The sequence below is a fragment of the Acinetobacter sp. GRABPA_MV_2 genome (assembly GCF_056725885.1).
This window is the reverse complement of record NZ_JBWZNA010000018.1, coordinates 36,628-57,822: the sequence shown is the minus strand read 5'-3', so window position 1 is coordinate 57,822 and position 21,195 is coordinate 36,628. Positions and strand designations below refer to the sequence as shown.

The 21,195-nt window shown below is 41.2% G+C and carries 19 protein-coding genes and 4 tRNA genes; 14 read left to right on the top strand and 9 right to left on the bottom strand.

Annotated features, from left to right (window positions below; translation table 11 throughout):
• Positions 1-24 precede the first annotated feature (24 nt).
• The 9 genes from ACXM0J_RS14825 to ACXM0J_RS14785 all read left to right on the top strand — a co-directional run bounded on the left by ACXM0J_RS14825 (position 25) and on the right by ACXM0J_RS14785 (position 5,087).
• Positions 25-1,020 carry a cation efflux transmembrane domain-containing protein gene (locus ACXM0J_RS14825; protein ID WP_213034417.1) on the top strand — a complete coding sequence of 332 codons (996 nt, stop codon included), beginning with the start codon at positions 25-27 and terminating at the stop codon, positions 1,018-1,020.
• A gap of 150 nt (positions 1,021-1,170) precedes the next feature.
• A complete protein-coding gene (locus ACXM0J_RS14820) occupies positions 1,171-1,491 on the top strand; it encodes a DMT family transporter (protein ID WP_086265252.1) in 321 nt (106 codons plus the stop codon).
• Between the two features lie 11 nt (positions 1,492-1,502).
• Positions 1,503-1,982 (top strand): methylated-DNA--[protein]-cysteine S-methyltransferase, encoded by a 480-nt coding sequence (locus tag ACXM0J_RS14815; RefSeq protein ID WP_044432203.1) that lies wholly within the window; start codon positions 1,503-1,505, stop codon positions 1,980-1,982.
• Between the two features lie 133 nt (positions 1,983-2,115).
• Positions 2,116-3,336, top strand: coding sequence for a bifunctional glutamate N-acetyltransferase/amino-acid acetyltransferase ArgJ (gene argJ, locus ACXM0J_RS14810; protein WP_086265251.1), 1,221 nt, complete (start codon positions 2,116-2,118; stop codon positions 3,334-3,336).
• A 144-nt stretch (positions 3,337-3,480) separates the two neighbouring features.
• Complete coding sequence (gene nadA / locus ACXM0J_RS14805) at positions 3,481-4,545, top strand: quinolinate synthase NadA (protein WP_002115913.1); 1,065 nt, start codon at positions 3,481-3,483, stop codon at positions 4,543-4,545.
• A gap of 142 nt (positions 4,546-4,687) precedes the next feature.
• A tRNA-Pro gene (locus tag ACXM0J_RS14800) sits at positions 4,688-4,764 on the top strand.
• 56 nt (positions 4,765-4,820) lie between these two features.
• A tRNA-Arg gene (locus tag ACXM0J_RS14795) sits at positions 4,821-4,897 on the top strand.
• Positions 4,898-4,930: 33 nt separating this feature from the next.
• A tRNA-His gene (locus tag ACXM0J_RS14790) sits at positions 4,931-5,006 on the top strand.
• 4 nt (positions 5,007-5,010) lie between these two features.
• Positions 5,011-5,087 (top strand) — tRNA-Pro (locus tag ACXM0J_RS14785).
• 235 nt (positions 5,088-5,322) lie between these two features.
• Here ACXM0J_RS14785 and add read toward each other — a convergent pair.
• A complete protein-coding gene (add, locus tag ACXM0J_RS14780) occupies positions 5,323-6,318 on the bottom strand; it encodes an adenosine deaminase (RefSeq protein ID WP_086266013.1) in 996 nt (331 codons plus the stop codon).
• Positions 6,319-6,719: 401 nt separating this feature from the next.
• Between add and ACXM0J_RS14775 the strand changes: the two genes are divergently transcribed.
• A complete protein-coding gene (locus ACXM0J_RS14775; protein ID WP_086266012.1) occupies positions 6,720-7,895 on the top strand; it encodes a zinc-binding dehydrogenase in 1,176 nt (391 codons plus the stop codon).
• Positions 7,896-7,996: 101 nt separating this feature from the next.
• Here the strand turns inward: ACXM0J_RS14775 and ACXM0J_RS14770 are convergent, their stop codons facing one another.
• Positions 7,997-8,944, bottom strand: a complete 948-nt coding sequence (locus ACXM0J_RS14770; protein ID WP_086266011.1) for a LysR substrate-binding domain-containing protein — start codon at positions 8,942-8,944, stop codon at positions 7,997-7,999.
• A gap of 245 nt (positions 8,945-9,189) precedes the next feature.
• Here ACXM0J_RS14770 and ACXM0J_RS14765 point away from each other — a divergent pair, with 245 nt between their 5' ends.
• From ACXM0J_RS14765 to ACXM0J_RS14755, 3 genes are all read left to right on the top strand, one after another.
• Complete coding sequence (locus ACXM0J_RS14765) at positions 9,190-10,410, top strand: acyl-CoA dehydrogenase (protein ID WP_086266010.1); 1,221 nt, start codon at positions 9,190-9,192, stop codon at positions 10,408-10,410.
• Positions 10,411-10,636: 226 nt separating this feature from the next.
• The gene (locus tag ACXM0J_RS14760; protein WP_086266009.1) at positions 10,637-11,959 is read left to right on the top strand and encodes an MFS transporter; all 1,323 of its coding nucleotides are present in this window, start codon (positions 10,637-10,639) and stop codon (positions 11,957-11,959) included.
• Positions 11,960-12,011: 52 nt separating this feature from the next.
• Positions 12,012-13,241 (top strand): CaiB/BaiF CoA transferase family protein, encoded by a 1,230-nt coding sequence (locus ACXM0J_RS14755; RefSeq protein ID WP_086266008.1) that lies wholly within the window; start codon positions 12,012-12,014, stop codon positions 13,239-13,241.
• A gap of 86 nt (positions 13,242-13,327) precedes the next feature.
• On the opposite strand, the gene ACXM0J_RS14750 is transcribed toward ACXM0J_RS14755, so the two are convergent.
• Together ACXM0J_RS14750 and ACXM0J_RS14745 are read right to left on the bottom strand one after the other, a co-directional pair.
• Positions 13,328-13,987: a VOC family protein gene (locus ACXM0J_RS14750; RefSeq protein WP_086266007.1), complete on the bottom strand. Its 660-nt coding sequence runs from the start codon at positions 13,985-13,987 to the stop codon at positions 13,328-13,330.
• A gap of 14 nt (positions 13,988-14,001) precedes the next feature.
• Positions 14,002-14,550, bottom strand: coding sequence for a TetR/AcrR family transcriptional regulator (locus ACXM0J_RS14745; protein ID WP_086266015.1), 549 nt, complete (start codon positions 14,548-14,550; stop codon positions 14,002-14,004).
• 97 nt (positions 14,551-14,647) lie between these two features.
• Between ACXM0J_RS14745 and ACXM0J_RS14740 the strand changes: the two genes are divergently transcribed.
• Positions 14,648-15,181: an HPP family protein gene (locus ACXM0J_RS14740; RefSeq protein WP_139841485.1), complete on the top strand. Its 534-nt coding sequence runs from the start codon at positions 14,648-14,650 to the stop codon at positions 15,179-15,181.
• A 78-nt stretch (positions 15,182-15,259) separates the two neighbouring features.
• Here ACXM0J_RS14740 and tcuB read toward each other — a convergent pair whose 3' ends face one another.
• The 5 genes from tcuB to tcuC form a co-directional block, all read right to left on the bottom strand.
• Complete coding sequence (gene tcuB / locus ACXM0J_RS14735; RefSeq protein ID WP_086266006.1) at positions 15,260-16,393, bottom strand: tricarballylate utilization 4Fe-4S protein TcuB; 1,134 nt, start codon at positions 16,391-16,393, stop codon at positions 15,260-15,262.
• Entirely contained in the window at positions 16,383-17,789 is a 1,407-nt protein-coding gene (gene tcuA, locus ACXM0J_RS14730) for an FAD-dependent tricarballylate dehydrogenase TcuA (RefSeq protein ID WP_086266005.1), read from the bottom strand. The genes tcuB and tcuA overlap by 11 nt, the downstream gene beginning before the upstream one ends.
• Positions 17,790-17,892: 103 nt before the next feature.
• Positions 17,893-18,822: a LysR family transcriptional regulator gene (locus ACXM0J_RS14725; protein ID WP_086266004.1), complete on the bottom strand. Its 930-nt coding sequence runs from the start codon at positions 18,820-18,822 to the stop codon at positions 17,893-17,895.
• A gap of 132 nt (positions 18,823-18,954) precedes the next feature.
• A complete protein-coding gene (locus ACXM0J_RS14720) occupies positions 18,955-19,749 on the bottom strand; it encodes a substrate-binding domain-containing protein (protein WP_213034460.1) in 795 nt (264 codons plus the stop codon).
• Positions 19,750-19,840: 91 nt separating this feature from the next.
• On the bottom strand, positions 19,841-21,151 hold the full coding sequence (tcuC, locus tag ACXM0J_RS14715) for an MFS transporter (RefSeq protein ID WP_086266002.1): 1,311 nt from the start codon (positions 21,149-21,151) through the stop codon (positions 19,841-19,843).
• Positions 21,152-21,195 lie beyond the last annotated feature (44 nt).

The following is a 21,195-nucleotide window of genomic DNA, read 5'->3' as shown; positions in this document are numbered from 1 at the left end:
CGAACAAAAAGTAAGCTTAAACATATGCCATTGGTTTATACTAATGGCATTGTTTTTTGTGTCAGTTATGGTGCAAAGATGGCTTTAGAAAAACAAGAGAATCAAATACATTTAAGTAAAACTAGCTCTAGCTGTGGGTGCTCAAGCACGACGTCTCAGGAGTGTTTCACGCCTAGTGAACCTGTGGCTAAAAAGAGTCAATGGGTAAGTTATTACCATATCCCCCGAATGGACTGTGCAGCCGAAGAGCAAATGGTACGGATGGCTTTGGTCTCTTACAATGACGATATTCAAGAACTTCATTTTGACTTACCAGCGCGTCATTTGGCGATTTATCACAGTGTTCAGGCTGAAATGATTACTCAAAGTTTACAGCGTCTAGGATTAGGAGCAGAGTTACAACAAACGCAGCCACATTATGAACCAGTTGAAAAACCTAAAAAGGTTCGAGCTAGTTCTTCAACTAATGCAGCACAAAAGCAAGTTTTACAATGGTTGTTACTGATTAATGGCGTCATGTTTGTCATTGAGTTTATGGCCGGCATCATCGCTTCCTCTACAGGATTAATTGCCGATTCGCTCGATATGTTTGCTGATGCGGCAATTTATGGCATTGCTTTATTTGTGGTGGGTAAAAATCTAAATGTGCAATTAAAGGCTGCGCATCTTTCAGGATGGTTGCAGTTTGGCTTAGCCATGATTGTGTTAATCGATGTGTTGCGCCGTTTTATTTATGGCAGTGAACCTGTTTCAATTCTCATGATTTTAATTGGCGGATTAGCTCTTGCGGCCAATATTAGTTGCCTTTATTTAATGAGAGACCATAAGGAGAGTGGGGCACATATGAAGGCGAGTTATATCTTTTCTGCAAATGATGTCATCGTTAACTTAGGTGTCATTATTGCAGGGATATTGGTTGCCATTACTGGTTCGCGTTATCCTGATTTAATGATTGGATTAATTATTGTTTTGTTTGTTTTAAATGGTGCACGAAAAATTTTACAGTTAAAAAACGAATAATATTTTCTAAAACAGGCAAGCTTTAGATAGGGGTTTGCCTTCATTTTTTATTTTAAAGTAAACTGAGTCCTCACATAAAGGAGGAACGACCTCCCCCATAATGGGTAATCATGTCGGGACGACCTGACACTATAAAAATTAGTGAATGTTATGGCTTGGGCTATTTTAATTTTAGCAGGTGTATTTGAAATCATTTGGGCATATTCTATGAAAATGTCTGAAGGTTTTACACGTTTAACACCTAGTGTTATTACCATAGTTTTTATGATTTTGAGCGTAATTCTGCTTTCAATGTCAATGAAAACTTTACCGCTTGGTACTGCTTATACGGTTTGGACAGGAATTGGCGCAATCGGGTCATTTCTAGTCGGTATTTTCTTTCTTCATGAGCCTGTTGGCGCTATGAGAATGATTGCCGCTGTATTGATTGTGTCAGGTTTGGTTTTAATGAAAATTTCATCGCCTTCCTAAGAGAATAAATTATGTTGCTGTCTTATAAGTATATCAATTCGCCTGTTGGGCAATTAAAACTAGTTGCAAATGAAAATGCTTTGGTGGCAATACTCTGGGACAATGAAAATCCAAAACGTGTTCGACTGGCCGAGCTGGTCGAACAACTTGAGCATCCAGTTTTATTAAAGACGGAACAACAATTACAAGAATACTTTGAAGGCAAACGCCGTGAATTTACATTGTCGTTAGATTTCGAAGGGACTGCATTTCAAAAACAAGTATGGGCTGCTTTACTGACCATCCCTTATGGTGAAACAAGAAGTTATAAAGATATTGCTGTTCAAATTGGCAATGAAAAAGCGGTGAGAGCAGTTGGCGCGGCAAATGGCAAAAACCCGATTTCAATTATTGCACCTTGTCATCGAGTCATTGGTGCGGGTGGGGCATTAGTTGGTTTTGCTGGTGGGCTTGATAAGAAAGATATTTTATTAAAACTAGAGCAACAATGAGCCGTTTTTGCGCTCGATTTTTTTAGACTTTTCTACTAAGCTGTCCACTATGATATTTCATACGGTCGGTACTTTACTGCATCGCTTTTTTTGAAATATTGATCTTATTCAACAAACTTTGGATGTTCTAAAAATGGCTGTCGGTGACGTAACAATGCCACAAATGCATGTGGTAAAAGGTGTAAAAATTGGCTCAACAGAAGCATATGTACGTTACCAAAACCGACGAGATTTAGTCATTTTTGAGTTTGCAGAAGGTTCAAATGTTGCTGGTGTATTTACTCAAAATGCATTTTGTGCAGCGCCTGTTCATGTCTCTAAAGCTCATCTTGCCAAAGGTAATCCTCGTTATTTAGTGATTAATACAGGTAATGCCAATGCAGGAACTGGACCTACGGGTTTGAAAAATGCTCAGGATACTTGTGCAAAGTTGGCGGAGATTGCTGGGGTCAACAGCTTTGAAGTCCTTCCGTTTTCTACGGGGGTGATTGGTGAGCAGCTTCCGATGGAGCGTTTACTTGCCGGTCTTCAGCCTGCATTAAATAGCGTACAAGACGAGGCTTGGAATGATGCTGCATCTGGCATTATGACCACAGACACAGTACCTAAAGGCGCATCTGAACAATTTGAGCTTGATGGCATTACTTATACCATGACAGGTATTAGTAAAGGCGCTGGCATGATCCGCCCGAACATGGCAACCATGTTAAGTTTTGTGGCAACAGATGCACCTATTAGCCGTGATTTAGTACAAAAGCTATTAAAGACCACGGTTGAGCATTCATTTAACCGTATTACGATTGATGGCGATACTTCGACCAATGACTCTTGTATTTTCGTAGCAACAGGTCAGGCGGGTGGCACTGAAATCACATCGGACAGTGATGCACGCTACGCTAAAGTGTTAGAAGTTCTTGCTCGTGTAATGAATCGTTTAGCACAGTTAATTGTCCGTGATGGTGAAGGGGCGACGAAATTTATTACTGTTGCTGTAGAAGGCGGCGCAAATACTCAAGAATGTTGTGATATTGCTTATAGCATTGCCCATTCACCACTTGTCAAAACTGCACTCTTTGCATCGGACCCGAACTGGGGACGTATTTTAGCTGCCATTGGCTATGCAGGCGTTAAAGACTTAGACGTGTCTAAAATTCAAGTGTGGTTAGACGACGTGCAAATCTGTAAAGACGGTGGCGCAGCTGAGGACTATACCGAAGAAGCGGGCGCGCGTGTTATGGCTCAAACCGAAATTACCATTTGTGTTGATTTAGGACGTGGTCAGGCCAAAGACACGGTATATACCTGTGACTTATCTTACGACTATGTCAAAATTAATGCTGATTACCGTTCTTAAATATCAGTTATAATCAAGCCTCGACAAAGAGGCTTTTTTATTAGCCCCATCTTTTGATATTAAATGATTCAATCCCTAAATCATTTAAGCAGTAACGTTATATGCGAGCAGGTATGCCAGCATGAAGGATAGAGAAGACGTTTTATGAGTGATGCGACTTTAATTGCCAACGATGCAAAAAACATTGTACAAGCGCATTTAGACCGTTTAGGTGAGCCAAAAGACAATCGCTTGAGTGAAGAAGCAAAACAACAAAAGTTTGCACAGATCGAAGCAGAGCTCAAAAAACGTGATGCTGTCCTTGTTGCTCATTACTATTGCGACCCTGAAGTACAAGAACTTGCCGAAAAAACAGGTGGATGCGTTTCTGACTCTTTAGAAATGGCCCGTTTTGGACGAGATCATGCTGCCTCAACACTGGTTGTTGCTGGGGTCAAATTTATGGGAGAAACAGCAAAAATTCTGTCTCCTGAAAAAACAATTTTAATGCCGACACTCGAAGCAACCTGTTCACTCGATTTGGGCTGTCCTGTCGATGAGTTCACGGCATTTTGTGATCAGCACCCTGACCATACCGTAGTTGTTTATGCCAACACATCGGCTGCTGTTAAAGCACGTGCCGATTGGGTCGTGACTTCGAGCTGTGCTGTTGAAATTGTTGAACATCTAGATAGCTTAGGCGAAAAAATTATTTGGGCGCCAGATCAGCACTTAGGTCGCTATATCCAAAAGAAAACTGGTGCAGATATGTTGCTTTGGGATGGGGCATGTATTGTGCATGAAGAATTCCGTGCACGTGGCATTGCCAACATGAAAGCACTGTACCCAGACGCTGCTGTATTGGTACATCCAGAATCGCCAGAATCGGTTGTAGAAATTGCAGATGCAGTAGGTAGTACTTCTCAACTGATTAAAGCTGCGCAGACTTTGCCAAATGAAAGACTGATTGTGGCAACTGACCGTGGCATTTTCTACAAAATGCAGCAAGCGGTTCCCAATAAGATTTTAGTTGAAGCGCCAACAGCGGGTGAGGGGGCAACTTGTCGTTCATGTGCTCACTGTCCGTGGATGGCAATGAATGAACTCGACGGAATTTTAGAAGTTTTACAAAAAGGTGATCAGGAAATACACGTCGATCCAGCGCTTGCTGAACGTGCCAAAATGCCTTTAGATCGAATGTTAGCCTTTAGTGCATCGTTAAAACGTTAAAAAACCTCAAAATGCTTGTTAAATATACATTTGATAAGGATTTTTAACTTTTTTTGAGAATAGGTGTTGACGTCTGAGGGCGTCGCGCCTAGAATGCACACCGTACCGCACGATGTGCGATACAGCAAAAGCTGAGATAGATCGGAGCATAGCACAGCCTGGTAGTGCACCTGGTTTGGGACCAGGGGGTCGTAGGTTCGAATCCTACTGCTCCGACCACTTAAAATAATATTTTAAGATCGGCGAAGTATCGCATGATAAGCATCATCGGTTAAGCGCCTGTAGCTCAGTTGGATAGAGCATCCGCCTTCTAAGCGGATGGTCACAGGTTCGAATCCTGTCAGGCGCGCCATTCGGTAGCTTGGTATATAGAACTTATTTGATGGTGGATGTAGCTCAGTTGGTAGAGCCCTGGATTGTGATTCCAGTTGTCGCGGGTTCGAATCCCGTCATTCACCCCAATTTCGGAGCATAGCACAGCCTGGTAGTGCACCTGGTTTGGGACCAGGGGGTCGTAGGTTCGAATCCTACTGCTCCGACCATATTTAAAAGCGTTCAAGCTTTATAAAATATCCCAAATATTAAAAATAATTTCTTCTTGTCTTATTGATAGAAGGAATTTTTTTGTTTTATATATCTAAATTTTAATTCAAACGCTTCCAATATTTGAATTCGTCTCCTTATATACATATAAGCTCTGTTCTCTGTTCTCTGTTCTCTGTTCTCTGTTCTCTGTTCTCTGTTCTCTGTTCTCTGTTCTCTGTTCTCTGTTCTCTGTTATTGATATTTCTGCCTTAACTCATCTTTTTCTTGATCTGATAAAAATGCGATTTTAAGTCCATTTTCTTGGGCTGTATAAATTTGCTCAGGGCTTAAACCTGCTAATGGAGCGGCACTTAAATATTCATGTTGTATCTCAATGCCTTCTACTGCTGGGTCATCTGTATTAATAGTGGCAAGTACACCATGTTCTAAAAAAGTCTTTAATGGGTGCTCTGCTAAAGAGGGAACTGTATTGGTTTGAATATTTGAGGTGAGGCAAGATTCAATACCAATCTGGTGTTTAGCCAAATAATCTAAAAGTTTTAAATCTTGAACTGCTTTAACACCATGTCCAATTCGTTCAGCACCTAATTCTTCAATGGCTTGCCAAATACTTTCTGGGCCAGCAGCTTCACCTGCATGTACAGTAATGTGCCAACCTGCATTACGTGCTTTTTTAAAGTGATCAATAAATAAATTGCCCGGAAAACCAAGTTCATCCCCAGCAAGATCCAACGCTTTAATATCATTTTTATAGGCGAGTAGAGCATTTAATTCTTTTTCGCAGGCTTCCTGACCAAAAGTACGGCTCATAATGCCGATTAAATTCGCTTTTACTCCGTAAGCTTGACTACCTTCTTTTACTCCAGCAATCACAGCTTCAACAACGCCCTCAAGGGGGAGTTGATGTGTCATGCCCATATAACCCGGTGAAAAACGTAGTTCTACATAGTCTAGGCCTTGTTGTGCTGCATCCTGCATATTTTCAAAAGCAATGCGTTTGCAGGCATCTAAGCTTGCTAATACTTTTACGCCCCAATCGAGCTTAGATAAAAAACTTAATAAGTCAGGTTGGTTATCCATTACTTGTACGTGTGGTCGTAAAGATTCAATGTCATAAGCTGGCAAATCTAAATTGTATTGTTGCCCCAATTCTAAAATGGTTTGAATGCGGATGTTGCCATCAAGATGGCGGTGTATATCTGTAAGTGGAAGCGTTTTAGTAATCATAAACTTCTTCTTATCTGTTCGTATCAATTCATCATGCCCGTTTAAGACTGCTGATAAAAGTTTGGATTTGCTATGTTTTTGTGAAAAGCGTTGAGTTGAGTTTTTTGAACTTACTATATTTGTATAAGTTTTAATTTTGATGACATTGTTCTGGCCTAAGAAGATAACGCAGTCTGTGTAAGATACAAGCATCAAGATTTTTATTGTTTTAATTTCGCTGAGCCTGTTTTTTGTTGACTCTTCAAGAGTGGATTGGCTGAAGAATGGTCATTGGTATTTTGCCTTTTACTTGTAAAGTTGAATAAAGGCTTGCTAAAGACCAAACTGATAAGGCGATTAATTTATCTGTAGAAATCTATTTCTGGCAAGTAAATGAAAAAGAAGAAATAGGAAGCGCTCAAATGAAGTCGGTACTTTGTCATCAAGCAACATTGCAAGTCGTGGACCAACCGAACTTACTGCCTGCAAAAGGGCAGGTTTTATTGGAAGTGGTGCGATGCGGGATCTGTGGTTCAGATTTACATATGCAGCATCACTGCGACCACATGCATGATTTAGCGGCACGTGTCGGGTTTAATGGTTTAGCCAAGTCTACAGATCCGTTTGTATTGGGACATGAGTTCTGTGGCAGGGTTTTAGACTACGGTCCAAAAACACGTCATAAATTTAAAGCGGATACACTCGTTTGTGCAATGCCGCTTTTAAACGTTGATCAGCATGGTTATTTGTCTACGGGGCTTTCCCCACATGCTTCGGGTGGCTATGCCGAGCAAGTATTGGTTCAATCAAGCTTGATGTTTGAAGTACCCAACGGTCTAGATGCAGATAGTGCTGCAATGACTGAACCTATGGCGGTTGCATTGCATGCTGTTCGTCGTAGCCGTGTAAAAACTAGTGAACCTGCGATTGTAATTGGCTGTGGTCCTGTCGGGCTAGGTGTCATATTAATGCTTAAAGCAGCTGGTGTTAAAACTGTAGTTGCCAGTGACTTTTCACCAAACCGCCGTAAGCTTGCCGAGCAATGCGGTGCTGATATTGTGGTAGACCCTAAAGAGACATCGCCATTTGCCAACTGGAAAGAGTTTGGTTTGCTTGGTAATGTTTCTGATGCCATTAACATGGGTATGGGGCTGTTTGATAAGTTACAAGCGACTCGCTTACCGTGGTGGCATGGATGGCGCATGATTGATAAATTGGGAGCTCTGCCAAAACGCCCTGTTATTTTTGAGTGTGTCGGTATACCGGGTGTTTTGCAGCAAATTATTGAAGGGGCGCCTTTGTTTTCCCGAATTGTTGGGGTGGGTGTCTGTATGCAAAGTGACAAAATAGAACCCGCACTTGCGATTAATAAAGAGCTAGAAATTCAGTTTGTGTTGGGCTATACACCGCTTGAGTTTCGAGATGCGCTACATATGATTGCAGAAGGTAAAGTAAACTGTTCACCGCTAATTACAGGTGTTGTTGGCCTAGAAGGTGTTACGAGTGCATTTGAAGCATTACGTGACCCTGAACAGCATGCAAAAATCTTAATTGACCCGAAACGTAGCGGTTCAGATATTCAATTGATGAGTCATTAATTCAAAGTCATTTACGCTTAACTAAAAAGATTGTGATCTCATCAATCACAATCTTTTTTATGAGTAGTTCGCGTTATTGGGCATAAATAAAGGCTATTGAGCTAATTCGTATTGGTCTTTAGTTGTTCTAGTTCTTGGTAAATCCACTCAACAAATTTTTGAATAGTCGGTGAGATATCTTGGCTCGAATGAATAAGGTAATACTTTCGACTACCTTTTAGTTTTTTATTAGAAACAATCACCAGTTCCTTTTTTTGTAGTTCAGACTCAATCAACATTTGCGGAATTAGAGCCATTCCCATGTCATGACTGGCAGCAACCGCAAGCATCGAAAATAACTCATGGCGCTGTCCATCAAAAGGTTTAGGGTGCTGCATGTGATGGGTCAGAAACCATTCTTGCCAAATGCTTGGCCGAGTGGTTTGTTGTAGCAGGGGAATTTTTAGCAAATTTTCTGAGCTTAAATCATAGGTATTTTCATTAATCATCACAGCATCTGGAAGATACTTTTCGATTAGACTTGGCGAGCATACAGGTACAATTTCTTCATCCATTAAATAATGCGCTTGTATGCCGGGCCAGTGGTCAATTTGCTGCTGCGTACCTGCAAAAATCGCAGCGTCAAAAATATTGTCATTAAATAAAAAGGGCTTGGTACTGGTTTCTAAATGAACCGTAATTTCAGGGTGTTTTTGATTTAAAAGATGGAGCTTGGGTAATAACCATCGCGTTGCAAAGGTAGGAACCACACCTAACTTTAATGTTCCACCTAAACCCTTATGAGAAATCACATCGGCCGTACATTTCTCTAGCCCTAACAAGTAGGGTTTAATGCTTTTAAAATACTGCTGACCAGCAATAGTGAGTTCAACACCATGCCGAGTACGTATAAAGAGTTCAACGCCCAAGAAGTCTTCTAACTGCTGAATTTGGCGAGAGACAGCGCTTTGGGTAATACATAACTCTTGCGCAGCATAGGTATAACTTAGATGTTTTGCTGCACTTTCAAAGCAAATTAGACCCTGAATGGACGGGATACTTCTTCGCATAAATAAATCCTTTTATTTGTCGTCATATTTCAAAACAGCATATGACCTAAATGCAGATATCAAAGTTTAGTATAAAAATAAGCCATTTTTAATGAAATACAATGAATTAAATAGTTAAATTTAAAGTAACTCATTTTAAATATGCGTAAGTCGCATATCTGCATGAACATTTATCGTTTGATTACTGCATTTTTCACGCATAACATCGAGTTAAATAAAGAAGATCCAATCAAGCAGAGGATGCGATGAATCACATGGTGACAACAAAAAAAGCAAAAGTTCAATTTAACTGGCAAGACCCATTTTTAATTGAACAACAGCTTACCGAAGATGAGCGCATGATTCGTGATGCGGCTCATGCCTATTGCCAAGAACGCTTGCAACCCCGTGTACTTGAACAATTCCGTCATGAAACAACAGATCCATCTATTTTTCGTGAAATGGGAGAGCTTGGCTTACTGGGTCCAACCATTCCTGAGCAATATGGCGGTGCGGGTTTGAACTATGTGAGTTACGGTTTGGTCGCACGTGAAATTGAATATGTCGACTCGGGCTACCGCTCTATGGCGAGTGTGCAAAGCTCATTGGTGATGGTTCCGATTCATGAATTTGGTACCGAAGAGCAAAAGCAAAAGTATTTACCTAAACTTGCCACTGGTGAATACATTGGTTGTTTTGGTTTGACCGAACCTGATCATGGTTCAGACCCGGGCAGTATGATTACCCGTGCTAAAAAAGTTGACGGTGGTTATCGTTTAAGTGGTGCAAAAATGTGGATTACCAACAGTCCAATTGCCGATGTATTTGTCGTCTGGGCAAAAGAAGTTTCTGCTGAAGGTAATGTCGGTGATATTCGCGGCTTTATTTTAGAAAAGGGCTGGGAAGGTCTATCTGCACCTGCCATTCATGGCAAGGTTGGTTTACGTGCCTCAATTACTGGTGAAATCGTGATGGATAACGTATTTGTACCTGAAGAGAATGCGTTCCCTGAAATTCGAGGTTTAAAAGGCCCATTTACCTGTCTAAATAGCGCCCGTTATGGTATTGCATGGGGTGCAATGGGTGCTGCCGAGTTCTGCTGGCATACTGCACATCAATACGCCATGGACCGTAAACAATTTGGTCGCCCGTTGGCTGCAAATCAGTTGATTCAAAAGAAACTGGCAGATATGCAAACTGAAATTGCTTTAGGTTTACAGGCAGCTTTACGTTTTGGCCGTATGAAAGATGAAGGCATTGCATCAGTTGAAGGTACATCTCTAATTAAACGTAACAACTGTGGAAAGGCGCTTGATATTGCCCGCATGGCACGTGACATGATGGGTGGAAACGGCATTAGTGACGAGTTTGGCGTAGCACGTCATTTGGTTAATCTTGAAGTCGTAAATACCTATGAAGGTACACATGATGTTCATGCCTTAATTTTAGGTCGTGCACAAACAGGCATAGCCGCATTTAGTAACTAACTCACTCATTTTTAAAAATAGAGGTGTTCTTTCGGGAGCACCTTTAGGGATTTTTACGCAAAAATTTATGGATAATGACAAGATTCATCGTAAGGATACTCATGTGTAGATGTACCTCTGTGCACTTAAAACTAAATGTAAGATGATGAAAAGTATAGAAGATTAAGTCATACAGAAAACATAAGTAAGCTGCCGATGACTCATTTGGGAAAATGAGGAACTAAAGATGAACAATGACGTTCAAGTAATATCGAAAGAATTAAGAAATACATTTCCAAGTAACCTTGGAACATATGAAAAAATTGGCCCTCATACATGGAAATGGGCATTGTTATTTGCCTATTTTGCGATGGTGGTCGATGGCATTGATATTATGCTGCTGTCTTATAGCTTGACCAGTTTAAAGGCAGAGTTTGGTTTAAGTACCTTTCAAGCGGGTGCATTAGGCAGTGCTTCTTTGGCAGGTATGGGGATTGGCGGTATTTTGGGTGGTTGGGCATGTGATAAGTTTGGCCGTGTACGAACCATTGCCAACTCGGTGACTTTCTTTTCTGTAGCGACTTGTTTGTTAGGCTTTACGCAAAGCTTCGAGCAATTTATGGCTCTACGTTTTATTGGTGCTTTGGGAATTGGAGCGCTTTATATGGCCTGTAATACCTTAATGGCTGAATATGTACCAACCACGTACCGTACAACGGTCTTGGGCACATTACAGACGGGTCAGACCGTAGGTTATATTGCTGCGACGTTATTAGCTGGTGCAATTATTCCAGATCATGGCTGGCGTGTTTTGTTCTTCCTGACCGTAGTGCCTGCTTTCGTTAATATTTTCCTACAACGATTTGTGCCAGAGCCAAAATCTTGGCAGCTCACCAAAATTGAAAGCTTACAAAGCAACAGACAACCTAAAGAAAGAGTGGTGGCTGAAAAGCCGAAAAGTAGCAGTATCTACAAACAAATCTTTAATAACTTTAAGCACCGTAAAATGTTTTTGTTGTGGATGACCACAGCATTTTTCTTACAGTTTGGTTATTACGGCATTAACAACTGGATGCCAAGTTATTTAGAAACAGAAGTACATATGAACTTTAAAAACTTAACCAGTTACATGGTGGGTTCATATACTGCAATGATTCTAGGAAAAATTTTAGCGGGTTATCTTGCTGACAAATTTAACCGCCGTGCTGTTTTTGTGTTTGGAACAATTGCCAGCGCTGTGTTCTTGCCAATCATTATTTTCTTCAATACCCCTGACAATATTTTGTATTTATTAATCACTTTTGGCTTCTTATATGGCATTCCATACGGTGTGAACGCGACTTATATGGCTGAAAGTTTTTCAACCGATGTGCGCGGAACAGCCATTGGCGGTGCTTATAACATTGGTCGTGTCGGGGCCGCTATTGCACCAGCTACGATTGGTTTCTTGGCATCGGGCGGTACGTTTACCATGGCCTTTATTGTGATGGGCGCTGCGTATTTTGTTGCGGGTGTATTGCCAGGATTATTTATTAAAGATCGTCAGTACGATCCACAAAGACAATCATAAACAATGACAAGAAGGTGCGTTGAGTACCTTCTAAAAAGATAAGGGTATCGTTATGGGTGCATTACAAGGAATTCGAGTTTTAGATTTAAGTCGTGTGCTTGCTGGGCCTTGGTGTGGGCAAATCTTGGCAGACCTTGGCGCGGAAGTGATTAAAATTGAACGTCCTCGAGTCGGTGATGACACCCGTATGTGGGGCCCACCATGGATGCCCGATCAAGACGGAAGCATGACCCGTGAATCTGGCTACTTTCAGTGTACGAACCGCAATAAATATTCGGTTGCTGTAGACATTACCACCCTCGAAGGTCAGGCCTTAATTTATGAAATTGCCAAGACTGCCGACGTGGTAATTGAAAATTATAAGACAGGATCTTTGGCTAAATATGGTTTGGATTATGCTTCCTTAAATGAGTTAAACCCAAATATTATTTATTGCTCGATTACTGGTTTTGGGCAAGATGGTCCACGTGCAGAAGAACCTGGTTATGATTTTATTATTCAGGGTATGTCTGGCTTAATGAGCATTACCGGTGAGCCTGATGATGTGGCAGGTGGTGGTGCGCAAAAGGTTGGAGTGGCTGTTGTAGATATTCAAACTGGTCTATATTCCACCATTGCCATTCAGGCAGCATTGATTGCACGCTCGCACACGGGGCGCGGTCAGTATATTGATATGTCCTTACTTGATGTACAGGTCGCGGCACTGGCAAATCAGGGAATGAACTATTTAGCCTCAGGTAAAGCCCCACAGCGCATGGGTAATCAACACCCGAGTATTGTGCCGTATCAAACTTTTAAGGCTAAAGATAAAGAATTTATTATTGCTTGCGGTAACGACAAGCAGTTTAAAGATTTGTGTATTGCGATTGGTTATCCAGAGTTACTCGAAAATGAAAAGTTTGTCCGTAATCAAGATCGTGTCAAATATCGAAATGAACTGATTCCTTTATTGTCCGAGCACTTTTTGCAAAAAACTGCTAAAGAATGGGTTGAGATGATTCATGCTTTTAAAGTACCCGTAGGTGTTATCAACTCTATTGAAGATACTTTGGCTGAACCACAAATCGTACATCGCAACTTGGTGGTGAATATTCCTCATCGTTTAAATGAAAACTTCCAAACCATTGGCTCACCCATCAAACTGTCTGATACTCCAGTTGAATATCATCATGCGCCGCCAGAACTTGGTGAACATACTGCTCAAATCTTATCGAGATTTAAAACAGCAGAGGAGCTGGCTACGTTAAAAGAGAAAGGCATTATTGATGGGAAAATTGCTTAAGCTATTGTGGTTTTTAATGTGATTCAATTTAAATGGAAACTGTGATTTGCCATAAATCACAGTTTTTTTATTAAAAAATAAGAGCTTTAATATTTAAAAATAAGCGGCAGTTCTGGTCTGAAATCATGAATCATTCCTTGAAGTTCATGATCAAAACTAATTTCCATTAAGTGTTCCGATCCATCAGTCACTTCAAAATTATCAACTGTATTGAACAGTAATGAAGTAGGATGCTGATTAAGGTTTGGAATAGAAACCTTAATCGCGGTGATCTCTGATAAATCTTTGCTATGCACAAGAGGTTGTTGTTTCTCTTTTGCAGCAAGGTCTGGTCGTGAAGCAAATGAAAGGAAGAACCACATTGGCTCAGATACAATAGAGTCTTTGGCAACATTTACTTCTAAGCTGGCTGGTAAATAGCTTGGCTTGTAAACCCAATTAGGAAATTTTGCGCCGTTATCATCTTTATTTTTAGGTCTAAAGCAAATTCCAAAAGGGGATGCGATATTATCTTGGGCACTGAGCCGTTCAAAAAGCAGAGTTGGTTTGGTGAGATCGCTTGAGGCTTCTTCTGGATTATTTAAAAAGATTAATTCGATAAAGCTATTTTTAAAGAAAAATCGTCTGTTTTCGGTACCTTGACCGGGATGCTTATTGGATGAACCTTCTGTTAGACCGAATTTTTTTAAAGTTTCAGCTTCGGGAGCGCCTGATTGTACACAAATAAAAATATGGTCCACTTCCATTTTAAGTTCTCATGCTAATGTTTATGAATATTAAATAATTGATTAATAGAGTTTTTCATGTTTGTCGCAAGTGTTTCATCGAAACCATCGACTAAAAAGCGGCTAATTAGCCCTTCAATCACCGTATAGATCAGCTCAGATAAAGCTTCACCATTGGGTATACTGCAGTTTTGTGCAATCAATACTTTAATCCATTGTTTATGGGCTTTAGAAATAGAAATAATGTCTTGATCATCTTGGTTAGATTCAGCGACAGCTCTTACAAATAAACAGCCCTTAAAAAAATCTTGTCTAAACCAGTTAGTGTGCCAATCCAGAATTTTATTGATGGCCTCTAACCCTGTTGCATCTCCCACATAGCCCAAAAGGCTTTGCTTGAATCGCTCATCACGTGCAACGAGCACAGACTTAACCAGTTGATTTTTATTTTTATAGTACGTGTACATGGTGGTTTTAGAGCAGCCAGATTCATCGCGAATCAGGTCAACGCCAACCCCGACAAAACTATTTTCATTAAATAACTTCTCGGCTGTATCTAATATTTTTAAGGCAGATTTTGACATGTGTCTTTTCCAAAAAATAAAATAGTACAGATCTGTACTATTTGAAATTTTATCTATATGCTTTTTAAAAAGCAATGTCTGTTTAAGGAATAAAACCATGTTCTCGATCTTTTATGGCAAAGAAAAACTGGCTCCGTCGCCCACTAAAGTTGATGTCTTAAGAAGCCTTGTTGGGGGTACGCTCAGTATTTTTATACTTCTGTGGTTGAGTAAGTTCACACACAATATCTTTATCATGGCGCCGTTTGGTGCGACCTGTGTATTGCTCTATACCGTGTCGCAGTCACCTTTGGCACAGCCCAGAAATATTATATTTGGGCATCTTATCTCGGCTTTTGTGGGTTTGTTTTTTCTAAAATTTGTCGGTGTTTCCATTTTTACAATTGCTTTTTCAGTGGGCTGTGCAATTGCACTCATGCAGGTTTTTAAATGCGTTCATCCACCTGCTGGAGCTAATCCTTTGGTTATTTTGCTCACCGCAAGCAGCATACATTACGAGTGGAATTTCTTAATTTTCCCTGTTTTGGTCGGTGCAGTGTCTTTAGTTTTAGTGGCGATGCTGATTAATAATATTAAAGCGAGTACCAAGTGGCCGATATATGGCTTGGGAATTTTAAATAGTAAAAAGTAGGGAAGCTATGAAGTGTTTTGAGCTGAAAAATAAGAAAAGTATTCACTACACCAAGATAGTGAATACTTTTGAATGAAATTATGACTTCTTCGAAATACGTTCTTCGATGGCAAATTTGAGTAAAGAGGCACTGCGGTAAAAACCGTGTGCGAACTTTCCAAATGGCATGGTAATAAAGAAGGTCATGACTGTGGCTAAATGGAAAATCAGTAAAAGTGCCATGTAAGGGGTATTGCGAAATGCCATGAGTGCTAACCCTGAAGCGCTAACGATAAGTAGAAGGAAGATAAAGCCTCGATCTACAGGTTTTTGCTCACGGTCACCATGCAACGGATGGCGTTTAAGATTTAAATAGAGCAAGCCGGATGGTCCAATCACTAAGCCAATTCCACCCAGAGTTCCTAAAATCACAGGTAAGCTTAGGTAGGGATAAGGTGCATGTAGGTCAAGAAAATAATGATATAAAGTCGCTACACCCGTAGCTGCGAAGCAGAGCATAAAGCCATAAAACGTCAGGTGATGGAACACACGGCGGATTTGTGTGTAACGATCATCTTGTTCATTACAGCCTTTGCCATGACCGCCATCTAAATATTTAAGTGTTAGTACATTTTGGGTAGCTTGAACAAGGTCGGGTTTCTCAACTTTGCCATGAATGACTTTAGAAGTTTGTCGCCAGAATTTGCTAATTCCAATGCCGAGCAGAACAATTGCAACTGTAAAGGTCGCTCCAAATAATAGAGCTAAAAAGTTATGCGGGAAAATCGCATAGAAATTACCTTGATAGCCTGCAAACAAGTCGGTACCTTTGTACCACACCACAGCTAACATGCAAAAAAAGAAAATAAGTGTTAGCACCGAGACAAAAGGAATCCCAACAGACTTATAAAGTCGACCTAAAGGCTGAGGGGTCGCAAATTCTTGGTAAGTTTCTAAACGTACTTGCGCCATCGCTTTAGGAATGTTTACGCCAAACTCATGCGGTGGGGCATATTGGCAAGCGTGTAAACACGCACCACAGTTATGGCACAGGTTTGCTAAGTAATGAATATCGGCTTGGTTAAACTCAAGACGTTTGGTCATGGCCGCAAAAACTGCGCAAAATGACTCACAGTAGCGACAAGCATTACAAATCTGTAGGGCTCTTTGGACTTCTTGCTCATGGTCAGAGAGCTGAACAACTGGAATTAGGGCTTTGCTATTAGCATTCATGTTCAACTCCTTGTGAAAGTGCATAGCGGGCGGCATTTTTTCCGGCAATTCGCCCAAATGTCGTTCCGATCGACATACCAACGCCTGCGGTATAACCCTGACCAAGTACGTTACCTGCCATCATTTCACCTGCGACAAACAGGTTGCGGCTTGGCTTATTGTTAAAACGTACAGCAGCATCATCTTCGACTTTTAAACCTAAATAGGTAAAGGTAATGCCGGGTTTAAGGGCATAGGCATAGAAGGGTGGCTGGTCGAGAGGAACGGCCCAATGAGTTTTGTTGGGAACAATATTTTCGGTGGTGCAGTCATCTAAAACAGTATGGTTAAAGGTGCCTTGCACACAGGCTTGATTAAATTCTTCTACGGTATGGCATAAGGTTTTGGCATCTAGCCCGATTTTTTCGGCTAACTCTTGAATGCTATTTGCTTTTACGCCAGCAAATACAGGTGGCATAAAACGACCAATGGCTTTTGAATCAATAATTGAATAAGCAATTTGCTGTGGCTGTTTGGCAACAAGACGGCCCCAAATCGCATAACGTTTTGGCCAAAAGTCTTCGCCTTCATCATAAAAACGTTCAGCTTTGTTATTGACCACAATTCCCAAGGAAACGCAGTCAATACGAGTACAAATACCACCGTCATATAAGGGTGCGCGTGCATCTACGGCGACACAGTGCGATTGTGATGGATCACCAATAATATCGGCGCCTTGATCTATCATAAATTTAAGCAAGTTGCCTTGATTAAAGCGGGTACCACGAATAATGAAATTATCGGCAGGCCATTCGCCGTTTTCATTTTGTCCCCATGCTTCTCTTAACCATTCAAGATTTGACTCAAAACCACCTGCGGCCAATACACAGCTTTTTGCTTTAAACACACGGCCATCTTCAGCAATTGCAGCTTCAAAATGTCCTTGATTTAACTTTAGATCTTTAATTTTTGTGCTGTATAAAATTTCGATACCAAGTTCTTGGGCACTACGGTAATACGCATTTATGAGGGCTTTACCACCACCCATAAAAAAAGCATTGGTACGTGCAACATGTAAAGCACCCGATAACGGCGGCTGAAAATTCACACCATGTTTACGCATCCAGTCGCGGCAGGTTGCAGTGCTACGAATGACCAGACGGGCTAAGTGCTCATTGGTTTTGCCTGCAGTCACTTTAAGTAGGTCTTGCCAATATTCTTCTTCGGGGTAGGCATCGACCAATACGTCTTGAGGAGCATCATGCATGCAGCGAAGGTTACGAGTGTGTTGTGAGTTACCACCACGCCATTCTTTAGGTGCTGCCTCTATGACAAGCACAGAAGCGCCGCTTTCTTTTGCCGTGAGCGCGGCACACAGTGCGGCATTCCCACCACCAATTACAATCACATCATGCATGGATTTCTCCCTTTCTCAGCTAGGGCTAATGTAGCTTTAAAAGGAAAGGTGAAGTGAGAGGCTAAGCTTGAATGGGTGTTTAGTAAAAATAAACACTAAGCGCTTAAGTATTTATGAGTTCCGCACCGGGCCAGCGCTTTTCATTAATCAAGTTGCTTATACAGGCGCGAATCACTACTTTGGTGGCTAAAGTAGCAGGTGAGAGTTCTTCTTCAGAAAGACTAATTAAATAGTTAATGCGTTCAATGGCAGGTTCTACAACACGCAGTAAACATAGGTCTTGCCGCGAGTTTAACGATGCACCCGCAGGTTGGATGGTTGCCATTTCAAGTTGGTTAATGCTTTCCATTAACAAATGCAGTCCATCAATTTCATATGCCACTTTAAGTTGGTGAATTTTCTGTTCGAGCAATAAACGCAGTCCATGTCGTTGACTTGGTAAAATCAGGGGAAGTTCTTTAAGCTGTGAATGATTAATGGTCTGAGTGTCTATACAGTTTTCAAGCCCGTACTGACTCAGCACTTCTTTAGGTGAGATTAAAAACATCTGTTCTTTGACTAAAGGTTGTATGGCCCACTGTGGGTCGACATCGTCACTAAAGATGATGGCAACATCGAGTTGCCTTGCATTAACTAAAGCTTTTAAGTCACCCGATAACCCTTCAATTAGACGGACTTTAATGTCGGGGTAACGGTTTCTCATGAGTTTTAAAAAGTGTGTGCCAATAACTGCTGCAACACTCGGCGAAAAACCGACGGTGACGTGGCCACTTAAACGTGAAGAATGCGCAGAGTCTACGGCATGGTCTAGGTGTCTAAGTGCCAGTTGCACTTGTTGAAAAAAAGCTAAGCCCGCAGGGGTGGGAACCGTACCCAAAGCGGTACGTTGTAAAAGGCGAATAGAAAGCTCGCTTTCTAATTTTGAGATTTGCTGGCTTAATGCAGAAGTTCCAATATCGAGATTTTTTGCAGCTTTACCCAAGCTTCCTGACTCGATCACTGCAATAAAATACTTTAATTGTTTCAGTTCCACGGCAAATACTACATTAACCCTTATGGATTAATTCTACACTGGTTTGTCGCTATAGTTTTTACTCTATTGCTTTGAGTAAACTGGCAATAGAGTAAAGGCAACATCACCTCAAGATGTTGCCTTTTAGAGCTTTTATTCTTTAACCTGCTCAAGACCCTGTTCTTCAATAATTTGTGTTGCTTGTGGCGATTTCACAAATTTAATTAACTCTTTTGCGACTTTTGCATGTTCCGAGTTTTTACCAATGCCTGCCGCAAATACCGTCACTTTTTGATACGGTGCAGGGATTGGGCCGACTAATTCAACTTGACCATATTTGCCTGTAAAAGGTTTGATTTCACTAATTTGCTGGAAACCAATATCAAACTGGCCTTCGGCGATACGTTTTGCAACGCGGTCACCCACTACTTTTTCTGCCTTACTCGAAATTACTTTGTACTCGACAGGCGGGAAGCTTGGGAAAACATCTTTTTCAAGATGCGTACCGCTCGCACTTGCTGAATAGCCGATGTGCTTGGCATTTAATAAAACTTTTTCAAATTTTTCTGCAGTACTAATATCTGGCTTTGGTGCACCTTTAGGCACAGCCATGCCAATGCTTGAATTCACTAATGCACTTTGTGAATTTGGGTCTACATAACCCTTTTCTGCGAGTTTGTTGAGTTCAGGAGCAGCCAAGACCACCACATCAAAACGTTCACCACGATCGAGTCGATTTGGAATTGCAGTCGGTGATGCACCCATTGATGAACCAGACGAGAGATGCACGGTATGGCCTGTTTGTTTTTCAAATAATGGAATGAGTTTTTCCATAGATGAATAAAAACCACCTGAGCTAATTACTTCTATAGTATCTGCGTTAGCAAGAGTTGAGCCTAAGCCAGCACTAGCTAGGCAAATGGTCATGAAGATAGGGGACTTTTTCATAGTATCTCGCTTTAATGACAGGAGAACACAGTACGGAGATTTAAAATCTGCCGTACTGTTCATTAAAATTTCAGGTTAAGTAGTAGTTGTTTTAAGCGCTAATTTTTGCAGGTTCAGCAATCGCGTCAGTATTTTTCTGTTTAGAACCGCGGCATAGATACAAGCTTGAGATGAGGCTACAGACCGCAGCAAGCATGAGCCAGAAAGCAGGGGTACTTGGGTTGCCTGTGTTTTCGACAAGGAAGGTACAAGCCATTGGTGTCATACCACCAAAAATAGCGGCTGCAAGGCTGAACGCTAAAGAGAAACCAACTGTACGCACACGTTTCGGCATTACTTCGGCAAGGGTTGCGACCATGGTTCCGTTGTACATACCAAAGAAGAACGAGAAGTAAGCAAGCGTAATTAGGAGGTTTGAGAAGCTAATGTTGCTCACTAACCAATTTAAAACTGGATAACTTGTAAAGAGAGCAAGAGTGGTAATACCGACTAGTACTGGACGGCGGCCAATTTTGTCTGAAAGCAAACCACCCATTGGTAACCAGAAGAAATTAGACAAACCAACAAACACTGTTGCTAAAAGGCTATCTGTTACTGACATTTCTAAAGTACGTTTTGCATACACTGTGGTGTAAACCGTAATAAAGTAGAAAGTGGTCGTCGTCATTGCACTCATCATCATGCCTGCAAGGACGATGCGCCAGTTGGTTGCCAGTGTGCTAAAAATTTCTTTTGTTGAAGGATGAGTCTTTTGCGCTTTAAAGTCTTCAGTTTCCTCTAACGTACGACGGAACAAGAAGATTAAAGGAATAATCAAACAACCGATTAAGAACGGAATACGCCAGCCCCATTCACCCACTTGAGCCGTAGTTAAGATGGTGTTGAGCCAGTAGCCAAGTAATGCGGCAAACACAACAGCAACTTGTTGGCTGCCAGACTGCCAGCTTGTGATAAAACCGCGGTTTTTATCCGTTGCAATCTCTGCGAGATAAATCGACACACCGCCAGATTCAACACCTGCCGAGAAGCCTTGTAATAGACGTCCAATCACCACCAAAATCGGCGCAATAATACCTATGGTTTCATAACCTGGTACAAAGGTAATTAAGATGGTTCCGATGGCCATAAGACTTAAAGTAACAATAAGACCCTTACGTCGACCAACTCTGTCGACATAAGCGCCCAAGAAAATAGCGCCGAGAGGACGCATAAGAAAACCCGCAGCAAATACGGTAAATGTCATCATTAAAGAGACATATTCATTTTCAGAGTGGAAAAATTTTGCCGCGATATAAGTGGCATAGAAACCAAAAAGAAAAAAGTCGTACTGCTCTAAAAAGTTGCCACTCGTTACATTTAATATTTTTTTAAAAGTAGCCCTACGGTTATTCACGACATCCATTGGAGACCTCCTTGGCCTGACAAAATGGAAACATTCACGATTTT

Bases quoted from the DNA above. Each gene is read 5' to 3' on its own strand.
- ACXM0J_RS14720 (WP_213034460.1), bottom strand. From the start codon at position 19,749: ATGAAAAAGTCCCCTATCTTCATGACCATTTGCCTAGCTAGTGCTGGC.
- tcuC (WP_086266002.1), bottom strand. From the start codon at position 21,151: ATGGATGTCGTGAATAACCGTAGGGCTACTTTTAAAAAAATATTAAAT.
- ACXM0J_RS14755 (WP_086266008.1), top strand. From the start codon at position 12,012: ATGGGTGCATTACAAGGAATTCGAGTTTTAGATTTAAGTCGTGTGCTT.
- ACXM0J_RS14825 (WP_213034417.1), top strand. From the start codon at position 25: ATGCCATTGGTTTATACTAATGGCATTGTTTTTTGTGTCAGTTATGGT.
- ACXM0J_RS14745 (WP_086266015.1), bottom strand. From the start codon at position 14,550: ATGTCAAAATCTGCCTTAAAAATATTAGATACAGCCGAGAAGTTATTT.
- tcuA (WP_086266005.1), bottom strand. From the start codon at position 17,789: ATGCATGATGTGATTGTAATTGGTGGTGGGAATGCCGCACTGTGTGCC.
- add (WP_086266013.1), bottom strand. From the start codon at position 6,318: ATGATTACTAAAACGCTTCCACTTACAGATATACACCGCCATCTTGAT.
- nadA (WP_002115913.1), top strand. From the start codon at position 3,481: ATGAGTGATGCGACTTTAATTGCCAACGATGCAAAAAACATTGTACAA.
- tcuB (WP_086266006.1), bottom strand. From the start codon at position 16,393: ATGAATGCTAATAGCAAAGCCCTAATTCCAGTTGTTCAGCTCTCTGAC.
- ACXM0J_RS14760 (WP_086266009.1), top strand. From the start codon at position 10,637: ATGAACAATGACGTTCAAGTAATATCGAAAGAATTAAGAAATACATTT.
- argJ (WP_086265251.1), top strand. From the start codon at position 2,116: ATGGCTGTCGGTGACGTAACAATGCCACAAATGCATGTGGTAAAAGGT.
- ACXM0J_RS14765 (WP_086266010.1), top strand. From the start codon at position 9,190: ATGAATCACATGGTGACAACAAAAAAAGCAAAAGTTCAATTTAACTGG.
- ACXM0J_RS14750 (WP_086266007.1), bottom strand. From the start codon at position 13,987: ATGGAAGTGGACCATATTTTTATTTGTGTACAATCAGGCGCTCCCGAA.
- ACXM0J_RS14770 (WP_086266011.1), bottom strand. From the start codon at position 8,944: ATGCGAAGAAGTATCCCGTCCATTCAGGGTCTAATTTGCTTTGAAAGT.
- ACXM0J_RS14815 (WP_044432203.1), top strand. From the start codon at position 1,503: ATGTTGCTGTCTTATAAGTATATCAATTCGCCTGTTGGGCAATTAAAA.
- ACXM0J_RS14820 (WP_086265252.1), top strand. From the start codon at position 1,171: ATGGCTTGGGCTATTTTAATTTTAGCAGGTGTATTTGAAATCATTTGG.
- ACXM0J_RS14740 (WP_139841485.1), top strand. From the start codon at position 14,648: ATGTTCTCGATCTTTTATGGCAAAGAAAAACTGGCTCCGTCGCCCACT.
- ACXM0J_RS14775 (WP_086266012.1), top strand. From the start codon at position 6,720: ATGAAGTCGGTACTTTGTCATCAAGCAACATTGCAAGTCGTGGACCAA.